This window comes from Luteimonas sp. GW821-FHT14E02, assembly GCF_058803905.1.
Genome location: NZ_JBXAPK010000012.1, coordinates 18170 through 41849, shown reverse-complemented (window position 1 = coordinate 41849; position 23680 = coordinate 18170). Strand labels below are relative to the sequence as shown.

The following is a 23680-nucleotide window of genomic DNA, read 5'->3' as shown; positions in this document are numbered from 1 at the left end:
GCCCCCTCACAGCTGCCCTTTGGTGGTCGGCAGCTCGGTGCCCTCGCGCCGCACCGCCTGGCGCAGCGCGCGCGCGAATACCTTGAAGCAGGCCTCGACCTGGTGGTGATCGTTGTCGCCGTGCACCCGCAGGTTGAGGTTGAGGCCGGCGGCATCGCAGACGGAGCGGAAGAAATGCGGAACCAGTTCGGTGGGCAGATCACCGACGCGTTCACGCCGGAACGCACCGTCGAACACGAAATACGGCCGACCGCTGAAATCCAGCGCCGCGCTGGCCAAGGTTTCGTCCATCGGCAGCGTGAAACCGTAGCGGCCGATGCCGCGCTTGTCGCCGAGCGCCTCGCGCAACGCCTGCCCGAGCGCGAGCCCGGTGTCCTCGACGGTGTGGTGTTCGTCGATGTGCAGATCGCCGTCGGTCCGCACCTCCAGCGCGATGCCGCCGTGCTTGCCGATCTGTTCCAGCATGTGATCGAAGAACGGCAGACCAGTGTGCACGCGCGGATCGGCGCTGCGATCCAGATCGAGATCGATGCGGATCCTGGTTTCCTTGGTATCGCGCTGCACCGACGCGCGGCGCGGCGCGTCGGCCAGTTCATGCGCGATGGCGGCCCAGTCCCACTCGCCGCCGAACTGCGCCGTGCGCAGTTGGAAACCACGGATGCCGAGATTCGTGGCGAATTGCAGATCGGTCTCGCGATCGCCGATCACGGCGGAGCGCGTCCAGTCGATGCTTCGATCCTTCAGGTACGGCAGCGCCAGCCCGATGGCGGGTTTGCGCGTTGGCGCGTTGTCCGCCGGGAAGCTGCGATCGATCAGCACATCGCGGAACACGATGCCCTGGCTTTCGAGGATCTGCATCATCAATGCGTGCGGGCCATCGAAGCTGGCTTGCGGGAATGTCTCGGTACCGAGGCCGTCCTGATTGGTGACCATGATGAAGCGGTAACCGGCGTCGCGTAGTTTCAGGAGCGCCGGGATCACGCCGTTGACGAAGCGCAGCTTCTCGTAGGCGTCGATCTGGAAATCGGCCGGCTCCTGGATCAAGGTGCCGTCGCGGTCGATGAACAGGACCGGTGTCTGTGTTGTCATGCCGCGGCCTCCCGCGTCACCGTTCCGCTCGCGGCAGAAGAAGACTTCAACGCTGCCAGCACACGATCGTTCTCCTGCGGAGTTCCGATCGTGATGCGCAACGCGTCGCCGAGCTGTGCCGCCGCGCGCTGATCGCGCACCACCACGCCCGCAGCCAGCAGCGCGCGGAACACTGTCTCCGCGTCGTCGAAGCGCACCAGCAGGAAATTGCCCTGCGACGGATAGACGCGCTTCACTTGCGGCAACTTCACCAATACCTCGCGCATGCGCTCACGCTCCGCGCGCACGAGCGCGACGCGTTGCCGGGTTTCCGCCAACGCCTGCGGCGACAGGCCCGCCAGCGCCAGCTCCGCGCACGGCGTCGGCACCGGATACGGAGCCTGGCAGGCACGCAACACCGGAATTAGAGCCGGATCAGCGATCGCGCAACCAATGCGCGCGGCCGCCAGTGCGTGCGCCTTCGACAGAGTGCGCAGCACGACCAGATTCTCGCAGCGCGCCTGCAACGTCGTGGCGGACGATGTTTCGGAGAACTCGCCGTATGCCTCGTCCACCACCACCAGGGCTCGTCCCGCGAGCTTGCGAGCCAATGCTTCGATCTCCCGCAGCGGGAGTGCTTCCCCCGTCGGATTGCCGGGCGAGCACAGGAACACCAGCTTCACCCGCTGCGACAACGCCGTATCGGCGATGGCCTCGAAATCCGGAGCGAACCCAGCATCGCCGTCGCGCAAAGGAACTTCCAGCAAGGACGCGCCCTGCAGCCGTGCACTGACCGCGTACATGCCGAACACCGGCGGCGCGATCAGCACCGCATCGCGTCCCGGCACGCACAAGGCGCGCACCAGCAAATCGATCGCCTCGTCGCTGCCGCGGCCGATGAGCAAGCGTTCGGGTTCGCAGCCGTACAGCGACGCCAGCGTTGCGCGCAAAGCGAGGGGTTGCGGATCGGGATAGCGACGGCTGGATGCCGTGGCATCGGCGGGATTCGCCCAGGCCGATTCGTTGGCGTTCAACCATACATCGCCGCGCAAGGCTTCGCTGCGCGCGGATTTGTAGCCGCCGAAGCCACGCAGATCGGGACGGACGAGATCGAGCAACGCGCTCATCGCCTGACCTCCCCGCGATTGTCCTGACGCGCCGCCGCTGCGCTCAATCGCAGCGACACCGCGTTGGCGTGCGCATCGAGCCCTTCGGCCTCGGCCATCGTCACCGCATCCGGCCCGATGGCCCCGATACCGGCGCGCGTAGCCGACTGCGCACTGACAAAGTTCTGGAAACTGGCGACGCTCACGCCGCTGTACGCCCGCGCGGCGCCGTTCGTCGGCAGCACGTGGTTGGTACCGCTGCAGTAGTCGCCGAGAGCTTCCGGCGTCCAGTCGCCAAGGAAGACCGAACCTGCGGCTTGTACGCGATCAAGCCAGGCACGTGGTTCGCGCAAGGCCAGGATCAGATGCTCGGGCGCGTAGGTATTGCTGATCTCGAAAGCCTGCTCCAGCGACTGCACCAGGATCAGACGCGAACGAGACAACGATCTGCGCGCGATTTCAGCACGCGGCAGCTGGGCAAGTTGCACGGCAAGCTCCGCTTCCACGCGCGAAAGCAGGCCGGCATCGTCGGACAACAACAACACCTGCGAATCCGGGCCATGCTCGGCCTGCGACAGCAGATCGGCCGCCACGAACGCCGGATTGGCACCGGCATCGGCGATCACCAGCACTTCCGACGGCCCCGCCGGCATGTCGATCGCCGCCGCACCCGACTGCGCGATCTGCTGCTTGGCTTCGGTGACGTAGGCATTGCCCGGCCCGAACAGCTTGTCGCATGCGGGCACCGACTCCGTGCCGAACGCCATCGCCGCGATCGCCTGCGCGCCGCCCAGCTTGAAGACGCGCGACACGCCGGTGAGCCTCGCCGCCACCAGCACGGCGGGATCGGCGGTGCCATCGCGGCGCGGCGGCGTGCACAACACGATTTCGCGGCAACCGGCGAGTTTCGCCGGCACGCCCAGCATCAACGCGGTCGACGGCAGCGGTGCGCTCCCCGCCGGCACGTACAGGCCGACGCGCGCGATGGGACGGATGACGCGTTCGCACACCACGCCCGGCGCGGTCTCCACGGCATAGGGCTGTGTCATGCCGGCGCGGTGAAAAGTCTCGATGCGGCGCATGGCCGACACCATCGCCGCGCGCAGTTCCGCGGGAACGCTCGCCTCGGCGGAATCGAATTCCTCGCTTTGCACTTCCAGCGACGGCAACGTCACGCCATCGAAGCGAGTTCCCAACTCGCGCAGCACTGCATCGCCGCCCTCGCGCACGCGCGCGAGGATGTCGGCCACCGCTTCCGTCGTCTGGCGCGAGGTCGCCTGCGTGGCCCGCTGCAGCGCGTTCTCGCGCGCGTCGGCATCGAGCGCGGCCCAATCCAGGCGCGCCACGGCCACTCCGGCTTGCATCGCCGCGCTCTTGATCATCGTGCTCATGCCAGTGTCCGCTCCACCGGCAACACCATCAGGCCGCGCGCGCCGGCATGCTTCAGATCCTCCAGCCGCTGCCAGGTCATCGCACCATGGCAGAGCGCTTGCAGCGCCAAGGTGTCGGCACCGTCCACCTGAAGCATAATCATTGGCGACTCGGCATCCGGCAGCAGCTTGAGCAGATCAGGCACCGCGCTGCGTTGCGCCTGGAACAGCAGCAGGCGGCTGTCCTTGAGCTTCAACACGCCTTCCAGACGACGCAGCAACAGCTGCGCCAGTTCCGCGCGCGCATCCACGAACGGCACCTGAGGACCGGCCAGCACCGCCTCGCTCTGCAGCAACGTCGTCACGGGCTTGAGATGATTGGCCGTCAGGGTCGCGCCACTCGATACGAGGTCGCAGACCACATCGGCCTGCCCAAGCCGGGGCGCGATCTCCACCGAGCCGGACAGCGTAACCACCGTCGCCTGCACGCCCTGCTCGCGCAGCCAGTTCTGCAGCAGATAGGGATAGCTCGTGGCGATGCGCCGCCCTTCCAATTGCGCGGGCCCTTCCCACTGCCACTCCTCGGGAACGGCGATGTCGAGACGGCAGCCGCCGAAACCGAGCGCGCGCAATTCGTAGGCGACTTGCGGCAGCCCGCGTTCGGCACGTTCGCCTGCCTGCTCGGTGAGCACGTTGCGGCCGACGATGCCGTAATCGCAGACGCCATCGGCCAGCAGTCCCGGAATATCGTCGTCGCGCACCAGCAGCAGGTCGACCGGTAGCGACTCGCCGTAGCAGAACAGCTTGTCGCGGCTTTCGCGCCACGACAGCCCGCACGAGGCCAGCAGCGCTCGCGCCGGCTCGCTCAGGCGGCCGGATTTTTGAATGGCGATGCGCAGACGATCGCGCGCGGTCGCGGCGGCGAGACTCATGCGCAGCTCCTATTTATGCGTTGCCCATGGCCCGCGCCGGGACTGTCCGCGTGCAGGGCAAGGAAGAGTGAGGGAGTGGATGCCGATCCACGACCGAGTGATGACGCTGCACTGCGCGCGGACAGTCCCGGCCCTTCGGGTTGTCCCGGAATGGCCGCCATGCGACGCCGCGCGGCTTGACCTTGCAGGCAGCAAGGCGCGGCACCGCACAACACCACCTGACGGCCATTCCGGGACAACGCGGGCCATGGGCAACGCATAAATAGGAGCTTCCTCAGTGCGACGCTTTCTGGCGCGAAGACGGCAGCTGACGCGCCGCGATGGCATAGCCGCCGGCGCCGCGCTCGAGCGTGCGCGCGACCCGGCCGATGGTCGTCACGCTGACCTGGGTGCGTTCGTGGATTTCCCGGTACGGCACGCCTTCCAGCAGCAGCGGCACCACCCGCCAGCGATCGACCATGGCTTCGATCTCGGCCGGCGTGCACAGGTCTTCCAGGAAGGCGGCGACGTCCTGCGGACGGCTCAGGCTGGCAAGCGTCCGCGCCAGCGCCTTGAAAGAGGCATCGGCATCGCGTTCCGGCAGGGGTTCGAGTCGTTGTTTCATTGAATTAATGTATTAGCGTGCTAATACATTAATTCATGAAAATGGACTCGTCAAGCCGGCGATTCCGACCCGACAGCAGGTGTTGGCCCGGGCGATGGATTTCTCATACCCCTCACGTCTCTGAACAAAATCAAGCACATATACCCACGTCTTCTGTCCTGATGCAAAACAATGGTTTGGAGGGACTCACGCACGCGGCTATATCGGAATTCCCCACGTCGTAAACAGAGGTTCCACATGCAAACGTCGGCATTCCTGCCGCGCCGCAAGGGCGCGCGTGGACTGGGCGTTCTCGCCCTGGCGATGGCATCACTGCCCTTCAGCGCCATCGCCACCAACGGCTACTTCAGCAACGGCCCCAGCGTGAAGTCGAACGGCCTGGGCGGCGCCGGCACCGCATTCCCGGTCGATTCGCTGGCCGGCTTCATCAATCCGGCCGGCATCCTGTTCGTCGGTGACCGTGTCGATGTCGGGCTGACCGTATTCCGCCCTGATCGCTCGTCGACGATCGAAGGCAACGCGTTCGGCGCCGACGGCGCGTATTCCGGCAACGCGCGCGAATATTTCTTATTGCCCGAAGCCGGCTACACCCATCGCATCAACGATGATGTGTCCTTCGGTCTCTCGCTCACCGGCAACGGCGGCATGAATACCGATTACCGCCGCAATCCCTATCGCGCCTTCGGTGCCCGGGGCTCGGCGGGCGTGAACCTGCAGCAGATCTTCCTCACGCCATCCCTGGCCTTCCGGGTAGGCGAGCAGCAGTCGATCGGCATCGGCCTGAACTTCGCCGTGCAGCGCTTCTACGCGAAAGGGCTGGAAGGATTCGCAGGTGCATCGCAGGCGCCGGACAAGCTCACCGGCAACGATTATTCCACCTCCACCGGCGTGGGCGTGCGCCTGGGCTGGACCGGCCGCTTCCTCGACGAACGCTTGAGCTTCGGCGCGACCTGGGCCTCGAAGATCGAAGGCCATTTCGACGACTACGAAGGCCTGTTCGCCCAGAACGGCGGCTTCGACATTCCGCAAAACGCCAGTATCGGCGCCGCGTTCCGCGCCACAGACAAACTGACGTTGCTGGCCGACGTGCAACGCATCTATTACTCGAAAACCAAATCCGTCGGGAATTCGCTGGCACCGCTGTTGCAAGGTCAGCCCCTGGGCGGAAAACAAGGCCCGGGCTTCGGCTGGCGCGACATCGATGTCTACAAGATCGCCGCCAGCTACGACTATTCGCCGAAGCTCACGTTGCGGGCCGGATTCAGTCATGCGGAGCAGCCAATCCCCGACGATCAGACCTTCTTCAACATCCTCGCGCCCGGCGTGGTGCAGGATCAGCTCAGCCTTGGCGCCACCTGGCAGACCGGCGAACGCGGTGAGTTCAGCATCTTCTACAGCCACGCGTTCGAGCAGGAAGTAAACGGGCGCGGCTCGATCCCGCAGCCGTTCGGTGGCGGCGAAGCGGACATCCAGCTGAGCGAGGATTCGTTAGGTTTCGCGTATGCGTGGAAACTGTAGCCCGCACTTCCTGACGAGCTTCCGCTGATGGCTTCATTCACACCCGTGAGCGCCCTGCTGGGTGGCCTGCTGATCGGCGCCGGCGCGAGCTGGCTGCTGCTCGCGCTTGGTCGCATCGCCGGCATCAGCGGGATCGTCGGCAGACTGCCGCTGTCGCGCGGTTTCGAGTTCGCCTGGCGCGCCCTGTTCCTGCTTGGCCTGATCGCGGGCGCCGCGCTGCTGTATCGGCTCGGCATGCCGGCGCCACTCAGTCGTACCGGCATGCCGGCCTGGCTTCTGATCGTCTCGGGTCTGCTGGTGGGATACGGCACGGCCATGAGCAATGGCTGCACCAGTGGCCACGGCGTCTGCGGGCTGGCGCGCCGCTCGCCGCGCTCGCTGGTCGCGACCGGGATCTTCCTTGGCATCGGCCTGCTGACGGCGAGCGTGCTGCGTCATCTTCCGGAATGGCTGGGATGAGCGCATCACGCACGCTATCCGCCGTCTTCGCCGCGGGCCTGGTGTTCGGCGCCGGGCTGGCGTTGTCGGGCATGACGCTGCCGGAGAAGGTGCTGGGATTCCTCGACCTGGGCGGCCACTGGGACCCTAGCCTCCTGTTCGTGCTGGGCGGTGCGGTCGGAGTCGCCGGCGTCCTGTTTCCGTTGATCCTGCGGCGCCGGGCGCCGTTGCTGGCGACCTCCTTCGAACTGCCACTCGCCACCCGCATCGATCGCCCGCTGGCGATCGGCGCCGTGTTGTTCGGTCTTGGCTGGGGATTGAGTGGTTACTGCCCGGGACCCGCGATCGCCCTGCTCGCCGCCCTGCCCGGCAGCAGTCGCGAGGCCGCCCTGTTCCTGCCGTCCCTGCTGGCGGGCGCGCTGGCATGTCGATTGAGAGCCGGCGGCGCGAACGGAACCTCTTGATCGTGACGACCGCGCCTCAGCGATCACGCCATCCGCGACAACCCGATCAGTCGCGCGGGCGCTGCTTTCCGAGCTGCTCGTAGGCCAGCCAGACCAGCACGACCCCCGTCAACGCGCCGATAATTTCGAGCAACACACGCAACCCCAGGCGATCGGGATCGTGGATGCCGGCCAGCGCCTGCTGCGCATAGGCCGGCGAGCCTGGATTGACGAAGAACAGCGACACCAGAAGCCGCAGATCGATCCCGGCGCCGATCAGCACCGACGCGAAGGACGCCCAACCGATGACGTGGCCGGTATCCAATCCCATCAAGCGACACAGCGGCCGCCAGATCAGGCAGATCACCGCTCCGATCGCGAACGCGATCGCGCCGGCCTCCAGCACGCCCAACCAGCCGTAGTGCAGCGTCAAGTTCATGGCGAGACGGCCTCGTGTGATCCGATCATGCGTGCAGGGCCGTGAGAACCGTGTCGTCGGCGACCAGCCGCACCGCCGTCGCCACGTCGCCGTCGAGCGCGCGGTCCTGGTCGAGGAAGGCGATCCCGCCACGGATCACCGCATGCGCGGTCGCCACCGCGGCGCCCGGGTGGAAGGCGTCGGCGGCGGCCAGCTCCACACGCAGCGCTTCCACTTCGGCGAGGAAACCGGCGTAGTCGGGGTGATCCGGCGCCGGACCGCCCTGCACCTTCGCAGCGAACGTGCGGGCGTCGGCGCGATCGGCAAGGTCGCGTGCGGCATTGATCATGTCGCGGCGCAGATCGAGCGCCTGCGCGGCGGTCATCAGTTCGAGCGCGAGCACCTTGCCGAGGTCGTCGGCCATCGCCAGCACGTGACGCGCCTCGTTGGCGCCCATCGAGACGTGGTCTTCCGCATTGGCCGATGTCGGAATCGAGTACACGCTGGCTGGATGCGCGCGGCTGGCGAGATCATTGACGATCGCCGCCGCGGTGTACTGCACGATCATGAAGCCGGATTCGGTGCCGTCCTCGTTGCCGATCAGGAACGCCGGCAGGCCGTCGTTGGTGGCCGGATCGACCAGCTTGTTGAGGCGGCGCTCGCTGATCGAGGCCAGCACCGGGATCGCCGCCTTCACGTAGCTCATCGCCAGCGCCAGCGGCATGCCATGGAAATGGCCCGCGGAGATCACCTGCTGTTCGACGTGCTCGGCCTGCTTGTCCGGGAACACCAGCGGATTGTCGGTGACCGCGTTGAGTTCGATGTCGAGCACGCGTTTGGCCTGCGCCACCGCATCGCGCACCGCGCCGTGCACCTGCGGGATGCAACGCAACGAATAACTGTCCTGCGGCTGATGCTTCTTGCCGCCGCGGAACGGCTTGAAGCGCTTGTAGAACTTCTCGCGGCCGTGACGCTGGCCGAACGGCACCCAATCCCAGCCGATGTCGAAGCTGAGTTGTTGCGCCTCTGGCGTGTCCCAGCTGGTCGGCAGCCATTGCCGGAAGCGCGGCACCAGGTGATACGGGATGTCCGCGAGCGTGGAACCGCCGAGCAGCTCGCGCAGATGCGCCGCCACATGCACCTGTCCCGGATGCGGACGCAACGCATGCACTTCCTCGGCGAACGCGCCAAGGCGTCCCGCGAAGGCATCGATGGTCATCGCCGCGGCGAGATCGGCGGTGTCGAGCAACTCTTCCATCCGCTGCACCGCAAGCACACCGCTTGCAAGCATCTGCGCGGTGCCGTTGTTCAGCGCCAGGCCTTCCTTGTAGGACAGCGACACCGGTTCCAGACCGGCACAACGCAGCGCTTCGGCGCCGGGGATGCGCTCGCCGCCGTAGAACGCCTCACCGCCGCCCAGCAGCACGATCGCCAGATGCGACAGCGGCGCGAGATCGCCGGATGCGCCTACCGAACCCAGCGCCGGCACCACCGGCACGATCCCGGCGTTGAGCATCGCCGCCAGCGCCTGCAGCGTCTGCACGCGGATGCCGGAATGGCCGTGCAGCAGCGTGTTGATGCGGATGCAGAGCATCGCGCGCACCACCTCGGCCGCGAGCGGCTCACCGACACAGACCGCATGCGTAACGATCAACTTCTGCTGCAATTCCTTGTGCAGCGAGCGGCCGGAAGGCATGGCACCGGGCAACTCGTCGCGCAGCGGATGCGCACCCAGCAGCTTGTCGGCGTTGCTGCCGAAGCCGGTCGAGACACCGTAGATCGGTTCTTCGCGGCGCACCTGTTCGGCGAGGAAGTCCGCTGCGCGGGCCACCGCCGTCAGCGCGCCCTCATCCAACGCCACCTGCGCGCCATGCGCCACCGCGCACAGCTGCGCGCGCGTGAGCGAGCGTCCGTCGAGTCGAATCGCTTTCATCGGGACCTCATCCTCAGGATTGTGGCGATACGCGTAGTTGCAGCTTGGCCTGCTCCAGCTCGGTGCGCAGCGCCGAGGCGATCTCGGCGTCGGCCACCTCGAACTGTTCGCCGCGGCGCAGATCGCGCACCGTCACCACGCCCTTCGCGGCCTCGTCCTCGCCGCGGATCACCACGAATCGGATGCCGGCGCGATCGGCGTACTGCAACTGCTTCGCCAGCTTGCGCGGCTCCTGCTGGGTTTCGACATTGAGCCCGGCGGCGCGCAAGCGCTGCGACAAGGCCAATGCGTGATCGAGCGCGGAGTCGTCGAGCAGCGAAACCAGCACGTCCACGGAGCTTTCCGCGGTCGCGATCAGGCCCGCTTCGCGCAGCTGCCAGAACAGGCGCGTCAGGCCGATCGAGATGCCGACACCCGGCAGCTTCGACTTGCTGTAGTGGCTGGCGAGATTGTCGTAGCGGCCACCGGAGCAGATCGAGCCGATCTGCGGATGCGCATCAAGCTGCGTCTCGTACACCATGCCGGTGTAGTAATCGAGGCCGCGCGCGATCGACAGGTTGATCGCGTAATTGGATTCCGGCACGCCCATCGCGCGCAGCCGCTGCAGCAGCGCGCGCAATTCGTCGCGGCCTTCCTCGAACAGCGGCGTTCCGGCGCCGAGCGCGTCGAGCTTCGCCAGCGCGTCGTCATGGCCGTTGGAGCGCACGCGCGAGAATGCCATCAGGCGGTCGATCACCTCGCCGGACAGGCCGAAGCCCTCTCCGGCCAGCGTCGCCCGCACCGCATCCTCACCGCGCTTGTCGAGCTTGTCGATCTCGCGCAGCACCGCCACCTGCTGATCGTCGGCGATGCCCTGCCCCTCGAAGAAACCGCGCAGCAGCTTGCGGTGATTGAGCTGGATGGTGAACTCGCCGATGTTCAAGGCGGAGAACACGGCATGGATCACCGCGGGAATCTCGGCATCGTAGCGCGGCGACAGCGCGTCCTTGCCGATCACGTCGATATCGCACTGGTAGAACTCGCGGAAGCGACCGCGCTGCGCGCGCTCGCCGCGGTAGACGCGCTGCATCTGGTAGCGGCGGAACGGAAACGCCAGTTCGTGCTCGTGTTCGGCGACGTAACGCGCCAGCGGCACGGTGAGATCGAAGCGCAGCGCGAGCTCTGGAAAAGCACGCTCCGGCAAACCGTCACCGGCCTTTTCGAGCGCGCCGGTGGACTGCACGAAATACACCTGCCGCTCGGTCTCGCCGCCCGACTTGGTCAGCAGCACTTCCGACAGCTCGAACACCGGCGTCTCCACCGGCAGGAAGCCGAAACGCTCGAACGTGGTGCGGATGGTGTCGAGCATGCGCTGGAACGCGATCTGGTCGCGGGGCAACAGCTCCAGGACGCCCGGGGGCGTGCGTGGCTTGATCAAGGGGAAGACTCCGGCGCAGATCGTCTGCGCATTGCTCCCTACAGTTTAACGTCGCGGGGCTCGCGCTTGGCATGACGCCGGCCAGACATGCGCCGCATCCCGCGCGGAGGCATGAGAATCAATGCGGCTGCCGACGCCGACGGAACCCGTGCAAGGGCGACGCACCCCGCATCCGCGGCGGCGGATCGAACCCCGCGATCTGCCCGCCGGCACCGGAATGCGAACGAACGCTTGCCCGACCCCACCCCGCATCTCTACAATGCGCGGCTCACCCAAGTCGGGGTGTAGCTCAGTCTGGTAGAGCGCTACGTTCGGGACGTAGAGGTCGCAGGTTCGAATCCTGTCTCCCCGACCATCTTCTTGATTTCCTCCCGCCCTTCGAATCCCACGGACGCGTATCCACGCGTCTACCCAGGGCGCGGCTCTGTGATTGTGTTCTCTGCGCGCTCACGCCGGTCGTGTGACGATATCCAGGCGTCAAGTGGTTCATGTTTGTGAAGATTCGGAAGCCTAAGTTCAGACTTCGTTGACGATTTCTGGCTTACCCTGACGAATTGTGTGACTCAAGTCGCATTTCATAACTCGCCGCAACACGCTGGGGCTCCAATGCCGACTTTTCCATCGATGTGCCGCCTCGCACTGGCGGTTGCGCTCGTGACCGCTGCCGCCTCGCCTGCCTGGGCGCAGTCCGGCACCGACCAACCCTCGCGCCTGGACAGCGCTCTTTCCGAGATCCGGCAACTGCGCGACCAGAAACAGTGGCTCCCCGCCCTTGCCCTGATCGAGCAGACCGCGGCCAAGTATCCGGACGACGACGCGCTCTACGTGCTGCGCGTCCACACCCTGAGCGAGATCGGCTCCCGTGAGCGCGCCTGGCAGCTGTACCAGGCCAAGCCGCAGCTGTTCAGCGCCGAGGAGGCACAGCGCATCGAGCTCGACCGCCTGGCGCGGCTGACCTCCGCCAGCGAATACTTCGTCGCCGACGAAACCCGGCGCCTCGAGGAGGCACGCGCCGTCGAAGCAGCCAATCAGGACTATCTCAAGCGTGCCGGGATCGATGCATCGCAAATGCCGCTGCGCATGCGCTACGACCGGCTGGACCTGCTCAACCGGCTCGAGCGCCACCGCGAGGTGGTCGAGGAATACGAGAAGCTGCGCGCCGAGGGGCATGACATCCCGGGCTACGCGATGATCCCGATCGGCGCCTCGCTGATGGATCAGAAGCGGCCGAAGGAAGCGATTCCGGTCCTGGAAAAAGCCATCGAGGCGATCCCGGACGACAATCCGAAGAAAGTCCAGTACAAGATCATGCACGCCTACGCGCTCATGGAGGCCGAGCGCTTCGATCTCGCCCAGCCCGAGCTCAAGGCGCTGGTCGAGGCGAATCCCGACTGGCGCACCGTGCCCGGCGCCCCTCTTCCCTACGAGAACTGGGATCGCTACCACGCCGAAGTCAACGAAACGATGGTGCGCTCCTATGCCGGCGACCTGGCCGGCGCGCAGAAGACGCTGGAAACCATGAGCGCCTATGGGCCAGAAGATTCCGGCGTGCAATCCTCGCTGGGCTCGGTCTACGACCGTCGCGGCTGGCACGAGCGGGCGCTGGAGCGGCATCGCATCGCCAGCACGCTCGATCCGCAGAGCGTCGACGCCCGCGCCGGACAGGTCGAATCACTGCTGGAATTGCAGCGCGTCGAACAGGCCCGGCCGATCTACAACGAACTGCAGACGGTCTACCCAGACACCTTGCAGTCGCGCACCCTGCGTGACCGCTGGAACCGTGATGTGGGCTGGCAGTGGCGCGCATTCGCGGCCTGGGGCCGCAGCGACAGTAACGGCAACCAGGACGTCTCGCCGGTCGGTTCGCGCGACGGCGTCTATGGCATCGAGGCGGAAACTCCGCTGCTGGGCGATCGCTGGCGCCTCACCGCCGGCTACGTCGACCGCTACGCCGACTTCAACGACCGCCGCATCCACGATCGCCGCGGCGCGGCCGGTGTGCGCTACACCTACGACCGCCTCGACGTGCATCTGCAGGCCAACCGCTCCCACGATGATCTCGACAACACCGGCGCCAGCCTCGATGTCGGCTGGCGCTTCAGCGACGTCTTCGACGCCGGCCTGACCCTGCGCAAGTACGACCCGGAAGCCTCCCTGCAGGCGCGCGCATTCGGCATCACCGCCGACTCCGCCGCGCTCTCCGCCAATTGGCATCCGAGCGAACTCACCACGGTGCAGGCCAGTGCGCAGGCCTATCGTTTCGACGACGGCAACCGCCGCCAGTCGCTGGGCGTGAACCTCGACCAGCGCCTGGTCACGCGACCGCACTTCCTGCTCAACGGCCTGGCCTCGATCTACACCAGCCGCGGCACGCGCGACGACGCGCCCTACTTCAATCCCTCGCGCGACGCCTCGATGGAATTCGGCGTGCGCGCCGATCAGATCGTCTGGCGCGAATACGAGCGCTATTTCCGCCATCGCCTGACGGTGACGGTCGGGCCTTACTGGCAGGAGGATTACGGAACCGCCTGGGTGCCATCGCTCCGCTACGAACACGAATGGCAGTTCGCGACCGGCCAGGTGCTGGTCTACGGCGTCAACTGGTCGCGCCCGGTCTACGACGGGCAGCGTGAGCGTCACTTTGGCTTCGATGCCGAATTCCGTTGGGGTAAATAAGATCATGCATCGTCATCGTTTCCTGAGACCGCTCGGCCTGCTGTTGCTGCTGCTCGGCTTGCTGCCCGTCGGTATCGCGGCTGCGGTCGAAACGCCCACGCAGCCGGAGCCGCTGCTGGTGCTGAACTATCACGACGTGCGCGACGACGTCGCACCGCACGGCGACCCCGACCAGTTCGCGATCAGCACCCAGAACTTCATCGGCCACCTCGACTGGCTCAACGCGCAGGGCTATCACCCGGTGAGCCTGCAGCAGGTGATCGACGCCTCGGCCGGCCGCGCCAAGCTGCCGAGCAAACCGGTGCTGCTCACCTTCGACGACGGCCTGCGCAGCGTGTACAGCAAGGTGTTCCCGTTGCTGCGCGCCTACAACTATCCGGCATTGGTCGCCGTGATCACGGCATGGGTCGACCTGCCGCAAGGCCAGACCGTGCAGTTCAGCCGCCCGATGGGTCACGACGATTTCGTCACCTGGGAACAGCTGCGCGAAATGCAGGCCTCCGGGCTGGTCGAGGTCGCATCGCATACGGACAACATGCACCAGGGCCTGCTGGCCAACCCGCAGGGCAACCAGCGTCCGGCGGCGGTCACCCTGCTCTACGACTCGGCCAATGGCAAATATGAGGACGAGGACGCCTATCGTGCCCGCATCGGCGCCGACCTCGCCCGCAGCCGCGACAAGATCAAGCAGCACCTCGGCCACGCGCCGCGTTCGCTGGTCTGGCCCTATGGCGCCGAGAACGGTGTCGCCAACGATATTTCCAAGGAGTTGGGCATGGGCGCGACCTTCGACCTCGAAGGCCGCACGACCTGGCTCGATCATGGGCTGGAAGGCCTCGGCCGCCTGCTGATCACCAACAATCCGACCGCCGCCGATCTGGCCGTCGACCTGCGTCGCGACCTGCGCCTGGACGGCATCCGCGCCGTGCAGGTGGATCTGGACGCCGTCTATGACGCCGACCCGCAGCAGCAGTCACGCAACATCGACGCGCTGATCGAACGCATCAAGCAGATCGGGCCGAACTACGTGTTCCTGCAGGCCTTCGCCGACCCCGACGGCAACGGCTCCGCCGACGCGCTGTACTTCCCGAACAGCCATCTGCCGATGCGCGCCGATCTCTTCAGCTTCGTCGCCTGGCAATTGCAGACGCGCGCGCAAACCCAAGTCTATGCCTGGCTGCCGGTGCTCGGCTTCGAACTGCCGGATGCGGACAAGCGCCGCGAGCTCGGCATCGCCAATGCCGATGCCAAGGACGTCTATCGCCTCGATTTCACCAAGCCGGAAGCGCGCAAGATCATCGAAGGCATCTACGATGAAATGGCCGCCAGCAGCAGCTTCCAGGGCCTGCTGTTCCATGACGATGCGTTCCTGCGCGACAACGAACTGCCCGCGCTGGGCAACGATCCCGCGAAGCGCACGCAGGCGCTGATCGATTTCACGCTTGATCTGAGGAACACGGCCGAACACTGGCGCTCGAAGCTGAAGACGGTGCGCAATCTGTACGCGCGCACGGTACTCGATCCCGCCAGCGAGGCCTGGTTTGCGCAGCGACTGGGCACGTTCAACCGTTACTACGACTACACCGCGCTGATGGCGATGCCGTGGCTGGAAGGCAGCGGCGACCGTCCGTGGAGCTGGATGCAGCACCTGGCGAAAATGGTCGGCGAGCATGATCCAAAGTTCGACAAGACCATCTTCGAACTGCAGACGGTAGACTGGAACAGCCGCAAGCCGATCGCGGACAAGACCCTGCTCGAGCAGGCACGCAAGCTGAAAGCGATGGGCGTTCGCCACCTGGCCTGGTATCCCGATGATTTCATCGCCAACAGGCCGCGTCTGGAGACGGCCCGCGAGATCATTTCCTCGCGCGGGTTCCCCTACCCCTTAAGGAGATAAAGCCAAGATGGCGCCGGTGATTGCCCTGCTGTTCCAGTTCGCGTTCCTGTACCCGATCGTGATGTCCTTCTTCTGGATTTCCGGCGGTCTGTACTACTACTTCCGTCGCGAGCGGAAAGAACGGCCACGCATCGAGCCACCACCTCTGGAATCCACGCCGCTGGTCTCGGTCCTGATCCCCTGCTTCAACGAGGGTGAACAAGTCCGCGAGACCATCAGCGCCGCGCTCGCGCAGCGCTATCCGGACTTCGAAGTCATCGCCATCAACGATGGCAGCAAGGACGACACCGCCGAACAGCTCAACCAGCTCGCCGCGCAGCACGAACGGCTGCGCGTGGTCCACCTCGACCGCAATCTCGGCAAGGCCAACGCCATGCGCATGGGCGCGCTGGCGGCGCGTTCGGAATACCTGGTCTGCATCGACGGCGACGCCCTGCTCGACGAGTACGCCGTGCACTGGATGGTGTGGCATCTGATGTCAGGACCGCGCGTGGGCGCGGTGACCGGCAATCCGCGCATCCGCAACCGCTCCACCCTGCTCGGCCGCCTGCAGGTGGGCGAGTTCTCCTCGATCATCGGCATGATCAAGCGCGCGCAGCGCGTGTACGGACGGCTGTTCACGGTTTCGGGCGTGATCAGCGCGTTTCGTCGTACCGCCCTGCACCGCATCGGCTACTGGTCCGATGACATGATCACCGAGGACATCGACATCAGCTGGCGCCTGCAGATGGACCACTGGGACATCCGCTACGAGCCGCGCGCGCTGTGCTTCATCCTGATGCCCGAAACCCTCAAGGGCCTGTGGAAACAGCGTCTGCGCTGGGCCCAGGGCGGCGTGGAGGTCATGCTGCGCCACAGCGCCGATCTGCTGAGCTGGCGCAAGCGCCGCATGTGGCTGGTGTTGTTCGAATACCTGCTCAGCGTAATCTGGGCCTACATCATGGTGTTCATCATGCTGCTGTGGGCGATCGGCTTGTTCGTGCAGATGCCTGCGCAGTTGGAAGTGCGCAGCATCCTGCCGTCGTGGCATGGCGTGATCCTGGCCATGGTCTGCCTTACCCAGTTCGCGGCCAGCCTGATCATCGACCGCCGCTACGAAGCACGCGTCGGCCGCAACTACTACTGGATGATCTGGTATCCGATCGCGTACTGGCTGCTCAGCCTGCTCACCACGGTCACCGCCGTGCCGAAGACGCTGCTGAAGCGGCGCCGGCAACGCGCGACCTGGGTCAGCCCGGACCGGGGGGTGCGATGAACGCCGCCCGGGGAAAATTCGATCCGCGCATCATCAGCAAGCCCAGTGCGCAGCCCGCCCTGCACCGCTCTTTCTTCGGTGTCATCACCGCCGCGTTCTGGGCGCTGTATCTCTATCTGTGGCTGCCGCTGCTGACACTGGTGCTGTGGCTGTTCGGCATCCGCACCACCATCTTCGAACTGTACCTGCGCGAGCACCAGATCGATCCGTTCCTGATCCTGGCGCTGCCACTGATCGCCATCGCAGCAACAATCCTGCTGATCCTGTGGGCGGAATACAACCGCTGGCGCTTCAAGGACAAGGAACGGCGGACTCCGCAGGCCGACGTCACGCTCGATCGCGTCGCCGCCGCCCTGCACGCGACGCCGGAGATCGCCGCCGAGCTCAACAGCGGCCGCATCTCGATCCTGCACATGGATCAGGAACGCGCCTTCCCGCTGTCGGTGACGGCCGTCGCGCCGACCGCACCGACCACGCCCTCCCTGCCACCCGCTCCGCCCGCCGAATCGCGAACGCTGTTGCCGGGCGCGAAGTCGAGCCGCTGGCTGGTGCTGTTGGGCCTGCTCCTGATCGCCTCCGCGGTCGGTGCGCTGGTGCTGATCTCCCATACCTATACCGATCCGGTCCTGCATCGCCCGGTTCCGCAGGGCACCAGTGCGTTCGCGGAAGCCACCAAGGAGCTGCAGGCGGTCATCGTCGAGGCGCAGCGACAGGCACAGGTTTCGCAGCAGGCGCAAACGCCGCCGCAAAACACCGTCGAGCCGCAGGCGGAGAAGAAGCCCGTCGCCAAGCAGACCGAGACCAAGAAGCCGAAGAAAGAGAAAAAGGACAAGAAGCCGCGCCCGACGACGGTGGCGGCCAAGCCGATTCCGGGCCAGAGCCCGAAGCCGCCCTACCCGCGCGAAGCGTTGCGCGGCGGCGAAGGCGGTCTGGTGGTGTTGCGCGTGACGGTCGGCCCGGATGGCAGACCGACGAAGGTCGACTTCGCGCGTCGCAGCCGCGTGCGCGAGCTCGACCGCGTTGCGCATGACACGGTCATGCGCTGGCGCTTCACGCCGGCCATGCGCAACGGCAAGCCGGTCGCATCGACGGTGCTTGTGCCGGTGGAATTTACGCCGGACCGCTGACCTCGGGCTCCGATGGGGAAGCACGCAACACTCCGTTGCGGCTTTCCCGACATGTTCGTCACTCGCCTCCGGTTAAACTGATACTGATGTGTTCCAGGCCATTCTCCCTTTGGCCGACTCCCGCAGACGAATTCTTCTCGCAGATGCGCGATTCCCGCGTATCCGTGCAATCGCATAGACGGTATCCGTCACGAATGGTCGGGTGACCCACGGCCATCCTTGCTCGGATGCATTCGAGTTCTTCCCATGACCCGCCTGACGACATCCCGCAGCGCCACCGCAACACCTCAAGTCAAGGGCGCGGCGCTGGTGCTGGCCGGCATCGCGTTGTCGGCATTCAATCTGCGCACGGCCGTCACTTCGTTGACACCGCTACTCGATTCGTTGGGACACACGTTCGGGTTCAGCGCCACCGTCGCCGGCGTCTTCGGCATGCTGCCCACCGCTTCGTTCGCGCTGCTTGGCGTGACGACACCCTCGATCGCGCACCGCCTCGGCCTGGAGCGCACCGCACTGCTGTCGATGCTGCTGGCCGCGGCCGGTCTAATCCTGCGCTCGTTCGCCGGCAACATCGGCGTGCTCATGCTCGGCTCGATCATCGCCCTTGCCGGCATGGGCATCGGCAACGTGGTGTTGCCGCCGTTGGTGAAGCGCTATTTCGCCGATCGCGTCGGCACGATCAGCACGATCTACCTCACCGTGCTGCAGGCCGGCACCATTCTGCCGGCACTGCTCGCCGTTCCGCTCGCCGACGCCGCCGGCTGGCGTTGGTCGATGGGCATCTGGGCCTTGACCGCGCTCGTCGCCGCCGTGCCGTGGGTCGGCGTGCTGATCGCCGAACGTCGCAAGTCCTCGGCGCTGGCGCAAGTCCACGACCATGCCTGCAAGGACGGCGACGAAGCCCCCGAACTGGCTGCTCCGCCCGCGCGCGGCAAGGCCTGGCGTTCACCGATCGCCTGGGGCCTGGCGCTGATGTTCGGCACCACCTCGCTGATCACCTACTCGATGTTCACCTGGCTGCCGAAGCTGCTGACCGAAGCCGGCGCCACACCCGCTTTCGGCGGGGTGATGGTGGCGCTGTTCTCCACGCTCGGCCTGTTGAGCGCGCTCGGGATGCCGGCGCTGGCCGTGCGCGTGCGCAATCCCTTCCCGCTGATTCTCGGATGCGCCGTCTGCCACGTGACCGCCTTCGCCGGCCTGTTATTCGCACCGATGCTGCTGCCAGCGCTGTGGGTGGCCCTACTCGGCCTCGGGCCATCGACGTTCCCGCTGGCATTGACGTTGATCAATCTGCGCACGCGCACACCGGCGGGTTCATCGGCATTGTCCGGTTTCATGCAGGGGCTGGGCTATGCCTTGAGTTGCCTGGGGCCGCTGCTGTTTGGCGTGCTGCATGAGCATACGCATGGCTGGCTGTGGCCGTTCGCGATGCTTTTGGTCGCGGTTGGTGCACTGTTGATTGGCGGTTGGATGGCATCGCGGCCGCGGATGCTGGAGGACACCTGGTAGGTGTTGATTTGGTTCTGTGTTGGGGGTTTCGTTTTTTGGTTTTTTTGTCTTGGGAAAGCAAGAGCGTTTCGCCCCTGAAGGGGCGAGTTCATTTCTTTTGATAAGCGTCAAAAGAAACGAACCAAAGAAAAACGCTTTTCTCGACACAGCAATCCCATGGCGGATTGAACCCCAGGATTTTCCGACTCGCCATCCATGGCTCGGTCGGAAAACGGCGGGCTTCCTGCCCGCCGCCCTTCGGGTCTAGGCACATCGCGGCTCGCAGAGATTCTCAGCAGCCAAGAGCAAAAACGGAGCTTTGCTTCGCCTTTCGCTTCTAAAGATACTTGAACTCCCTCAGCCCCCGGAGACCCGGAGGGCGGCGCACAAGGATGTGCGCCGTTTTTCGACCGAGCCATGGATGGCGAGTCGAAAAATCCCCATAGCAATGAAGCTATGGGATTGCTTCGTCGGGGAAAGCGTTTTTCTTTGGTTCGTTTCTTTTGACGCTTATCAAAAGAAATGAACTCGGCCGCGTAGCGGACGAAACGCCCTTGCTCTTCAATACCGAAAAAATCACATCACCGGCAAACTGATGAAACTCGCCTGCTGCGGCGTATGCCACACCCGCTGCGTCGCCTTCTGGTAATCCTCCGGCTTGGCGAAGAAGATATTCGGCACGAAGGTCTGCGGATTGCGGTCGTACAACGGGAACAAGGTCGACTGCACCTGCACCATGACACGATGCCCGGGCAGGAAGACGTGGTTGGCCGTTGGCAGTCCGAAGCGATAGAGCAGCGTCTGATTGGAGGCGATCGCCTGCGGCTTCTCGAAACTCTCGCGATAGCGGCCACGGAAGATCGCCAGCGAGACCGCCAGTTCGTATCCGCCCATCGCCGGGCTCGAAGCCACCTGATCGGGATAGACGTCGATCAGCTTCACCACCCAGTCGCTGTCGCTACCGCTGGTGGAGGCCTGCAGGTTCACCTGCGGCGCGCCCGCGATGCGCAACGGTGTGGTCAGGGGCTCGCTGACGAAGGTGAGCACGTCGGTGCGGCCGTCGACGAAGCGCTGATCCTGCACCAGCCATGTGGTCCACATCTCGCGGTCACCGAATCGCACCGGCCGTTGTGCGAACGGCACCGGTTTGGCGGGATCGGAAACATATTCGTCGTACTCGGCCTGCCCCGCCGTCGGCGCGTCGAACGACAGTTTTCCGCCAGCGAGCAGGTACAGCGGTTTCGGTTGTGCGCCACAGTTCTGCTCGCAACTGCGCGGCCACGCCGTGTAGCGATCCCAATGATTCTCGCCCGTGTTGTAGATGAAGACCGGCGGCGTGTCCGCCCTGGGCGCGCCCTCGACCAGATACTGATCGAAGAACGGCTTGAGCACGTCGCGCCGGAACTGCAGTGCGGTATCGCCGTTCCACTTCAGCGCACCCAGCGACGAAGCGTCGTAGTTCACCTGGCTGTGGCGCCAAGGCCCCATCACCAGATAATTGAGATTGTTGCCGCTGTCGCGCGGCTCCATCGCCGCGTAACTGTGGATCGCGCCCCACATATCCTCCTGGTCCCACAGGCCTTGCAGCCACATCGTGGGCACCTTCAGCGGCGTGCGCGCCATCACCTTGTCGAGCGCCTGTTCCTGCCAATAGGCGTCATAGCTCGGGTGCTCGCTGAGCTTGAGCCAGTACGGCAACTGATCAAGGCCATTCGCTTTCGCATAAGCACCGGCAGAGCCGGCGCGAAGCAGATTGGTGTAATCGTCGTAAGCCGAATTGACGATCGATGCGCCCTTCCCGCGCGCCGACGTCTGTCCGGTGAAGTAGCCGAAGTTCACCTGCCGGAAGGCACCGTAGCTGAACCAGTCGTCACCCATCCAGCCATCGACCATCGGGCTTTCCGGCGCCGCCACCTTCAGCGCCGGATGCGGATCGACCAGTGCCATCACCACGGTAAAGCCCTCGTACGACGATCCGATCATGCCAACGCGGCCGTTGGATTCGGGCACGTGCTTCACCAGCCAATCGATGGTGTCCCAGGCGTCCGTGGCGTGGTCGACCTTGGTGTTGTTGAGCGGTCCGCGCAGCGGACGCGTCACCACGTAGTCGCCTTCCGAACCGTACTTGCCGCGGATGTCCTGAAACACGCGGATGTAGCCCGCCTGCACGAAGACTTCGTCGCCCTGCGGCAGCACGTCGATCATGCGCGGCGACTCCATGCGGCTGGCCCGTCCGCTGGCGTCGTAGGGCGTGCGCGTCAGCAGGATCGGAGCATTGCGCGCGCCCTTCGGCACCACGATCACGGTGTGCAGCTTCACGCCATCGCGCATCGGGATCATCACCTCACGCTTGTCGTAGTCGTAACCGCTTGTGGGGGTGACGAATTTCTTGCCGGTGATGTCCGGCGTCATCGGCGAAGTCTGCGAGAAGGCCGTGCCGGAGAGCAGGACGGCCAGTGCAGGAACCAGCCAACGAATCAATGCAACGCGCATGGAGATGCCTCCCGAAGGGAAGCGAGGACTTTAGCCGTTCGCCGAAACCTGTCGAAGTGACGAATGGCATAGGTCGCGACAATCCAGCAAATCGTAGGGTGGGCCTTGGCCCATCATTGCCATCTCGCGCCGCCGATTGTTCGATCGCTGGTCGCCGTCGCGATCCGGAGTTTGACGATGGCGGGCCAAGGCCCGCCCTACGGCAGGTTGCGCGTCTGTCCCGTCCCGCGCACAACGAAGCGTTCTACCGTCAGCGATTCCGCGCCCATCGGCCCGTAGGCATGCAGGCGCGTGGTGGAGATGCCGATCTCGGCGCCCAGGCCGAGTTCGCCGCCATCGGAGAAACGCGACGAAGCATTGACCATCACCACCGCGGCGCGCAGCGACTGCACGAACTTCTCGGCGCTGGCCTCATCGCGCGTGGCGATGACCTCGGTGTGGTCGGAGCCGAAGCGGCGGATGTGCGCGATGGCTTCATCCAGTGAATCGACCACCCGCACCGCGATGATCAGATCGAGGAATTCAGCGGCGTAGTCATCGTCGTTGGCCGGCTTGGCGTCCTCGATCGCGGTCCGCGTGCGCTCATCGCCGCGCAACTCCACGCCATGCTCGCGCAGCATCGCCGCGGCCTTCGGCAGGAAATCGGTGGCGATGTCGGCATGCACCAGCAAGGTCTCGAGCGCATTGCAGACGCCAGGACGCGACACCTTGCCGTCGAGCAGCAGGCGCAACGCCAACTCCTGATCGGCGCTCGCATCCACGAACAGATGGCAGACGCCCTTGTAATGCTTGATCACCGGCACGCGCGCATGCTCGGCCACGAAACGAATCAGCCCCTCGCCCCCACGCGGAATGGCGAGATCGACGATGTCGGTGAGCTGCAACAGTTCCAGCATCGTCTCGCGGCTCAGATCCTCGACCAGCGTCAGCGCGGCATCCGGCACGCCCGCCTCACGCAGCGCCCGTTTCAGCGCCGCGGCGATCGCGGTGTTGGAATGGATGGCCTCGCTACCACCACGCAGGATCACGCCGTTACCGGCCTTCAGGCACAACGCGGCAGCATCCGCGGTGACGTTGGGGCGTGCTTCGTAGATCATCGCCACCACGCCCAACGGCACCCGCACGCGTTCGATGCCGATGCCGTTCGGACGGGTGTCGCGGCGCGTGACCAACCCGACCGGATCGGGCAGCTCGGCGACTTCACGCAACGCCTGAGCGATGCCGGCGAGGCGTTTTGGATCCAGCTTCAGGCGATCAAGCATCGCGCCGGTGATGCCCTTCTCCGTCGCGGCCGCGAGATCGCGCGCATTGGCGGCGAGGATCGCGGTCTCATCGGCCTCGAGCGCAGCGGCCATCGCTCGCAGCAGGGTGTTCTTGTCGTCCGTGGACAGCTGCGCGACGGCTTGCGCGGCGTCACGACAGGCGATGGCTTGTGACTTGATGTCGCTCATGGCTGTGTCTCTCGAACGTTCGCCCATCTTCTCTCCGCGAGAGCAA

At 65.5% G+C, this 23680-nt stretch carries 17 protein-coding genes, 1 tRNA gene and 1 pseudogene; 9 read left to right on the top strand and 10 right to left on the bottom strand.

Annotated elements, in window-relative coordinates; genetic code table 11:
* Positions 1 to 6: 6 nt before the first annotated feature.
* From hisB to AC1RNP_RS17085, 5 genes are all read right to left on the bottom strand, one after another.
* Positions 7 to 1089: a bifunctional histidinol-phosphatase/imidazoleglycerol-phosphate dehydratase HisB gene (gene hisB, locus AC1RNP_RS17105; RefSeq protein ID WP_493052490.1), complete on the bottom strand. Its 1083-nt coding sequence runs from the start codon at positions 1087 to 1089 to the stop codon at positions 7 to 9.
* On the bottom strand, positions 1086 to 2195 hold the full coding sequence (gene hisC, locus AC1RNP_RS17100; RefSeq protein ID WP_493052489.1) for a histidinol-phosphate transaminase: 1110 nt from the start codon (positions 2193 to 2195) through the stop codon (positions 1086 to 1088). Before hisC ends, hisB begins: the two co-directional genes overlap by 4 nt.
* The gene (gene hisD, locus AC1RNP_RS17095) at positions 2192 to 3520 is read right to left on the bottom strand and encodes a histidinol dehydrogenase (protein ID WP_493052554.1); all 1329 of its coding nucleotides are present in this window, start codon (positions 3518 to 3520) and stop codon (positions 2192 to 2194) included. The genes hisC and hisD overlap by 4 nt, the downstream gene beginning before the upstream one ends.
* Before the next feature lie 41 nt (positions 3521 to 3561).
* On the bottom strand, positions 3562 to 4476 hold the full coding sequence (hisG, locus tag AC1RNP_RS17090; RefSeq protein WP_493052488.1) for an ATP phosphoribosyltransferase: 915 nt from the start codon (positions 4474 to 4476) through the stop codon (positions 3562 to 3564).
* A gap of 274 nt (positions 4477 to 4750) precedes the next feature.
* Positions 4751 to 5080 (bottom strand): YerC/YecD family TrpR-related protein, encoded by a 330-nt coding sequence (locus AC1RNP_RS17085; RefSeq protein ID WP_226468121.1) that lies wholly within the window; start codon positions 5078 to 5080, stop codon positions 4751 to 4753.
* Between the two features lie 237 nt (positions 5081 to 5317).
* Here AC1RNP_RS17085 and AC1RNP_RS17080 point away from each other — a divergent pair, with 237 nt between their 5' ends.
* The 3 genes from AC1RNP_RS17080 to AC1RNP_RS17070 are packed head-to-tail and all read left to right on the top strand — an operon-like array spanning position 5318 to position 7500.
* Positions 5318 to 6598, top strand: coding sequence for an OmpP1/FadL family transporter (locus AC1RNP_RS17080; protein WP_493052487.1), 1281 nt, complete (start codon positions 5318 to 5320; stop codon positions 6596 to 6598).
* Between the two features lie 27 nt (positions 6599 to 6625).
* Entirely contained in the window at positions 6626 to 7057 is a 432-nt protein-coding gene (locus AC1RNP_RS17075) for a YeeE/YedE family protein (protein ID WP_493052486.1), read from the top strand.
* A complete protein-coding gene (locus AC1RNP_RS17070) occupies positions 7054 to 7500 on the top strand; it encodes a DUF6691 family protein (RefSeq protein ID WP_493052485.1) in 447 nt (148 codons plus the stop codon). The genes AC1RNP_RS17075 and AC1RNP_RS17070 overlap by 4 nt, the downstream gene beginning before the upstream one ends.
* A 46-nt stretch (positions 7501 to 7546) precedes the next feature.
* On the opposite strand, the gene AC1RNP_RS17065 is transcribed toward AC1RNP_RS17070, so the two are convergent.
* The 3 genes from AC1RNP_RS17065 to hisS are packed head-to-tail and all read right to left on the bottom strand — an operon-like array spanning position 7547 to position 11247.
* Positions 7547 to 7918, bottom strand: coding sequence for a hypothetical protein (locus AC1RNP_RS17065; protein ID WP_493052483.1), 372 nt, complete (start codon positions 7916 to 7918; stop codon positions 7547 to 7549).
* A 25-nt stretch (positions 7919 to 7943) separates the two neighbouring features.
* Positions 7944 to 9830 carry an HAL/PAL/TAL family ammonia-lyase gene (locus AC1RNP_RS17060; protein WP_493052482.1) on the bottom strand — a complete coding sequence of 629 codons (1887 nt, stop codon included), beginning with the start codon at positions 9828 to 9830 and terminating at the stop codon, positions 7944 to 7946.
* 13 nt (positions 9831 to 9843) lie between these two features.
* Positions 9844 to 11247, bottom strand: a complete 1404-nt coding sequence (gene hisS / locus AC1RNP_RS17055) for a histidine--tRNA ligase (RefSeq protein ID WP_493052480.1) — start codon at positions 11245 to 11247, stop codon at positions 9844 to 9846.
* A gap of 278 nt (positions 11248 to 11525) precedes the next feature.
* Here hisS and AC1RNP_RS17050 point away from each other — a divergent pair.
* From AC1RNP_RS17050 to AC1RNP_RS17025, 6 genes are all read left to right on the top strand, one after another.
* Positions 11526 to 11602: transfer RNA gene (locus tag AC1RNP_RS17050), tRNA-Pro, on the top strand.
* A gap of 251 nt (positions 11603 to 11853) precedes the next feature.
* The gene (gene pgaA / locus AC1RNP_RS17045; protein WP_493052479.1) at positions 11854 to 13923 is read left to right on the top strand and encodes a poly-beta-1,6 N-acetyl-D-glucosamine export porin PgaA; all 2070 of its coding nucleotides are present in this window, start codon (positions 11854 to 11856) and stop codon (positions 13921 to 13923) included.
* A 4-nt stretch (positions 13924 to 13927) separates the two neighbouring features.
* Positions 13928 to 15820 (top strand): poly-beta-1,6-N-acetyl-D-glucosamine N-deacetylase PgaB, encoded by a 1893-nt coding sequence (pgaB, locus tag AC1RNP_RS17040; RefSeq protein ID WP_493052478.1) that lies wholly within the window; start codon positions 13928 to 13930, stop codon positions 15818 to 15820.
* Between the two features lie 7 nt (positions 15821 to 15827).
* A complete protein-coding gene (gene pgaC, locus AC1RNP_RS17035) occupies positions 15828 to 17075 on the top strand; it encodes a poly-beta-1,6-N-acetyl-D-glucosamine synthase (RefSeq protein ID WP_493052477.1) in 1248 nt (415 codons plus the stop codon).
* Positions 17072 to 18202 (top strand): poly-beta-1,6-N-acetyl-D-glucosamine biosynthesis protein PgaD, encoded by a 1131-nt coding sequence (gene pgaD / locus AC1RNP_RS17030; protein WP_493052475.1) that lies wholly within the window; start codon positions 17072 to 17074, stop codon positions 18200 to 18202. The genes pgaC and pgaD overlap by 4 nt, the downstream gene beginning before the upstream one ends.
* A 246-nt stretch (positions 18203 to 18448) precedes the next feature.
* On the top strand, positions 18449 to 19711 hold the full coding sequence (locus AC1RNP_RS17025; RefSeq protein ID WP_493052474.1) for a CynX/NimT family MFS transporter: 1263 nt from the start codon (positions 18449 to 18451) through the stop codon (positions 19709 to 19711).
* A gap of 555 nt (positions 19712 to 20266) precedes the next feature.
* Here the strand turns inward: AC1RNP_RS17025 and AC1RNP_RS17020 are convergent.
* Positions 20267 to 22183, bottom strand: a complete 1917-nt coding sequence (locus tag AC1RNP_RS17020) for a CocE/NonD family hydrolase (protein ID WP_493052473.1) — start codon at positions 22181 to 22183, stop codon at positions 20267 to 20269.
* A gap of 197 nt (positions 22184 to 22380) precedes the next feature.
* A pseudogene (locus tag AC1RNP_RS17015) lies at positions 22381 to 23670 on the bottom strand (glutamate-5-semialdehyde dehydrogenase); the annotation flags it as partial.
* Positions 23671 to 23680: the final 10 nt, after the last annotated feature.

Bases quoted from the DNA above. Each gene is read 5' to 3' on its own strand.
- hisB (WP_493052490.1), bottom strand. From the start codon at position 1,089: ATGACAACACAGACACCGGTCCTGTTCATCGACCGCGACGGCACCTTG.
- AC1RNP_RS17070 (WP_493052485.1), top strand. From the start codon at position 7,054: ATGAGCGCATCACGCACGCTATCCGCCGTCTTCGCCGCGGGCCTGGTG.
- pgaD (WP_493052475.1), top strand. From the start codon at position 17,072: ATGAACGCCGCCCGGGGAAAATTCGATCCGCGCATCATCAGCAAGCCC.
- hisC (WP_493052489.1), bottom strand. From the start codon at position 2,195: ATGAGCGCGTTGCTCGATCTCGTCCGTCCCGATCTGCGTGGCTTCGGC.
- AC1RNP_RS17065 (WP_493052483.1), bottom strand. From the start codon at position 7,918: ATGAACTTGACGCTGCACTACGGCTGGTTGGGCGTGCTGGAGGCCGGC.
- AC1RNP_RS17085 (WP_226468121.1), bottom strand. From the start codon at position 5,080: ATGAAACAACGACTCGAACCCCTGCCGGAACGCGATGCCGATGCCTCT.
- AC1RNP_RS17020 (WP_493052473.1), bottom strand. From the start codon at position 22,183: ATGCGCGTTGCATTGATTCGTTGGCTGGTTCCTGCACTGGCCGTCCTG.
- AC1RNP_RS17075 (WP_493052486.1), top strand. From the start codon at position 6,626: ATGGCTTCATTCACACCCGTGAGCGCCCTGCTGGGTGGCCTGCTGATC.
- hisG (WP_493052488.1), bottom strand. From the start codon at position 4,476: ATGAGTCTCGCCGCCGCGACCGCGCGCGATCGTCTGCGCATCGCCATT.
- pgaB (WP_493052478.1), top strand. From the start codon at position 13,928: ATGCATCGTCATCGTTTCCTGAGACCGCTCGGCCTGCTGTTGCTGCTG.
- pgaC (WP_493052477.1), top strand. From the start codon at position 15,828: ATGGCGCCGGTGATTGCCCTGCTGTTCCAGTTCGCGTTCCTGTACCCG.
- AC1RNP_RS17080 (WP_493052487.1), top strand. From the start codon at position 5,318: ATGCAAACGTCGGCATTCCTGCCGCGCCGCAAGGGCGCGCGTGGACTG.
- pgaA (WP_493052479.1), top strand. From the start codon at position 11,854: ATGCCGACTTTTCCATCGATGTGCCGCCTCGCACTGGCGGTTGCGCTC.
- AC1RNP_RS17060 (WP_493052482.1), bottom strand. From the start codon at position 9,830: ATGAAAGCGATTCGACTCGACGGACGCTCGCTCACGCGCGCGCAGCTG.
- AC1RNP_RS17025 (WP_493052474.1), top strand. From the start codon at position 18,449: ATGACCCGCCTGACGACATCCCGCAGCGCCACCGCAACACCTCAAGTC.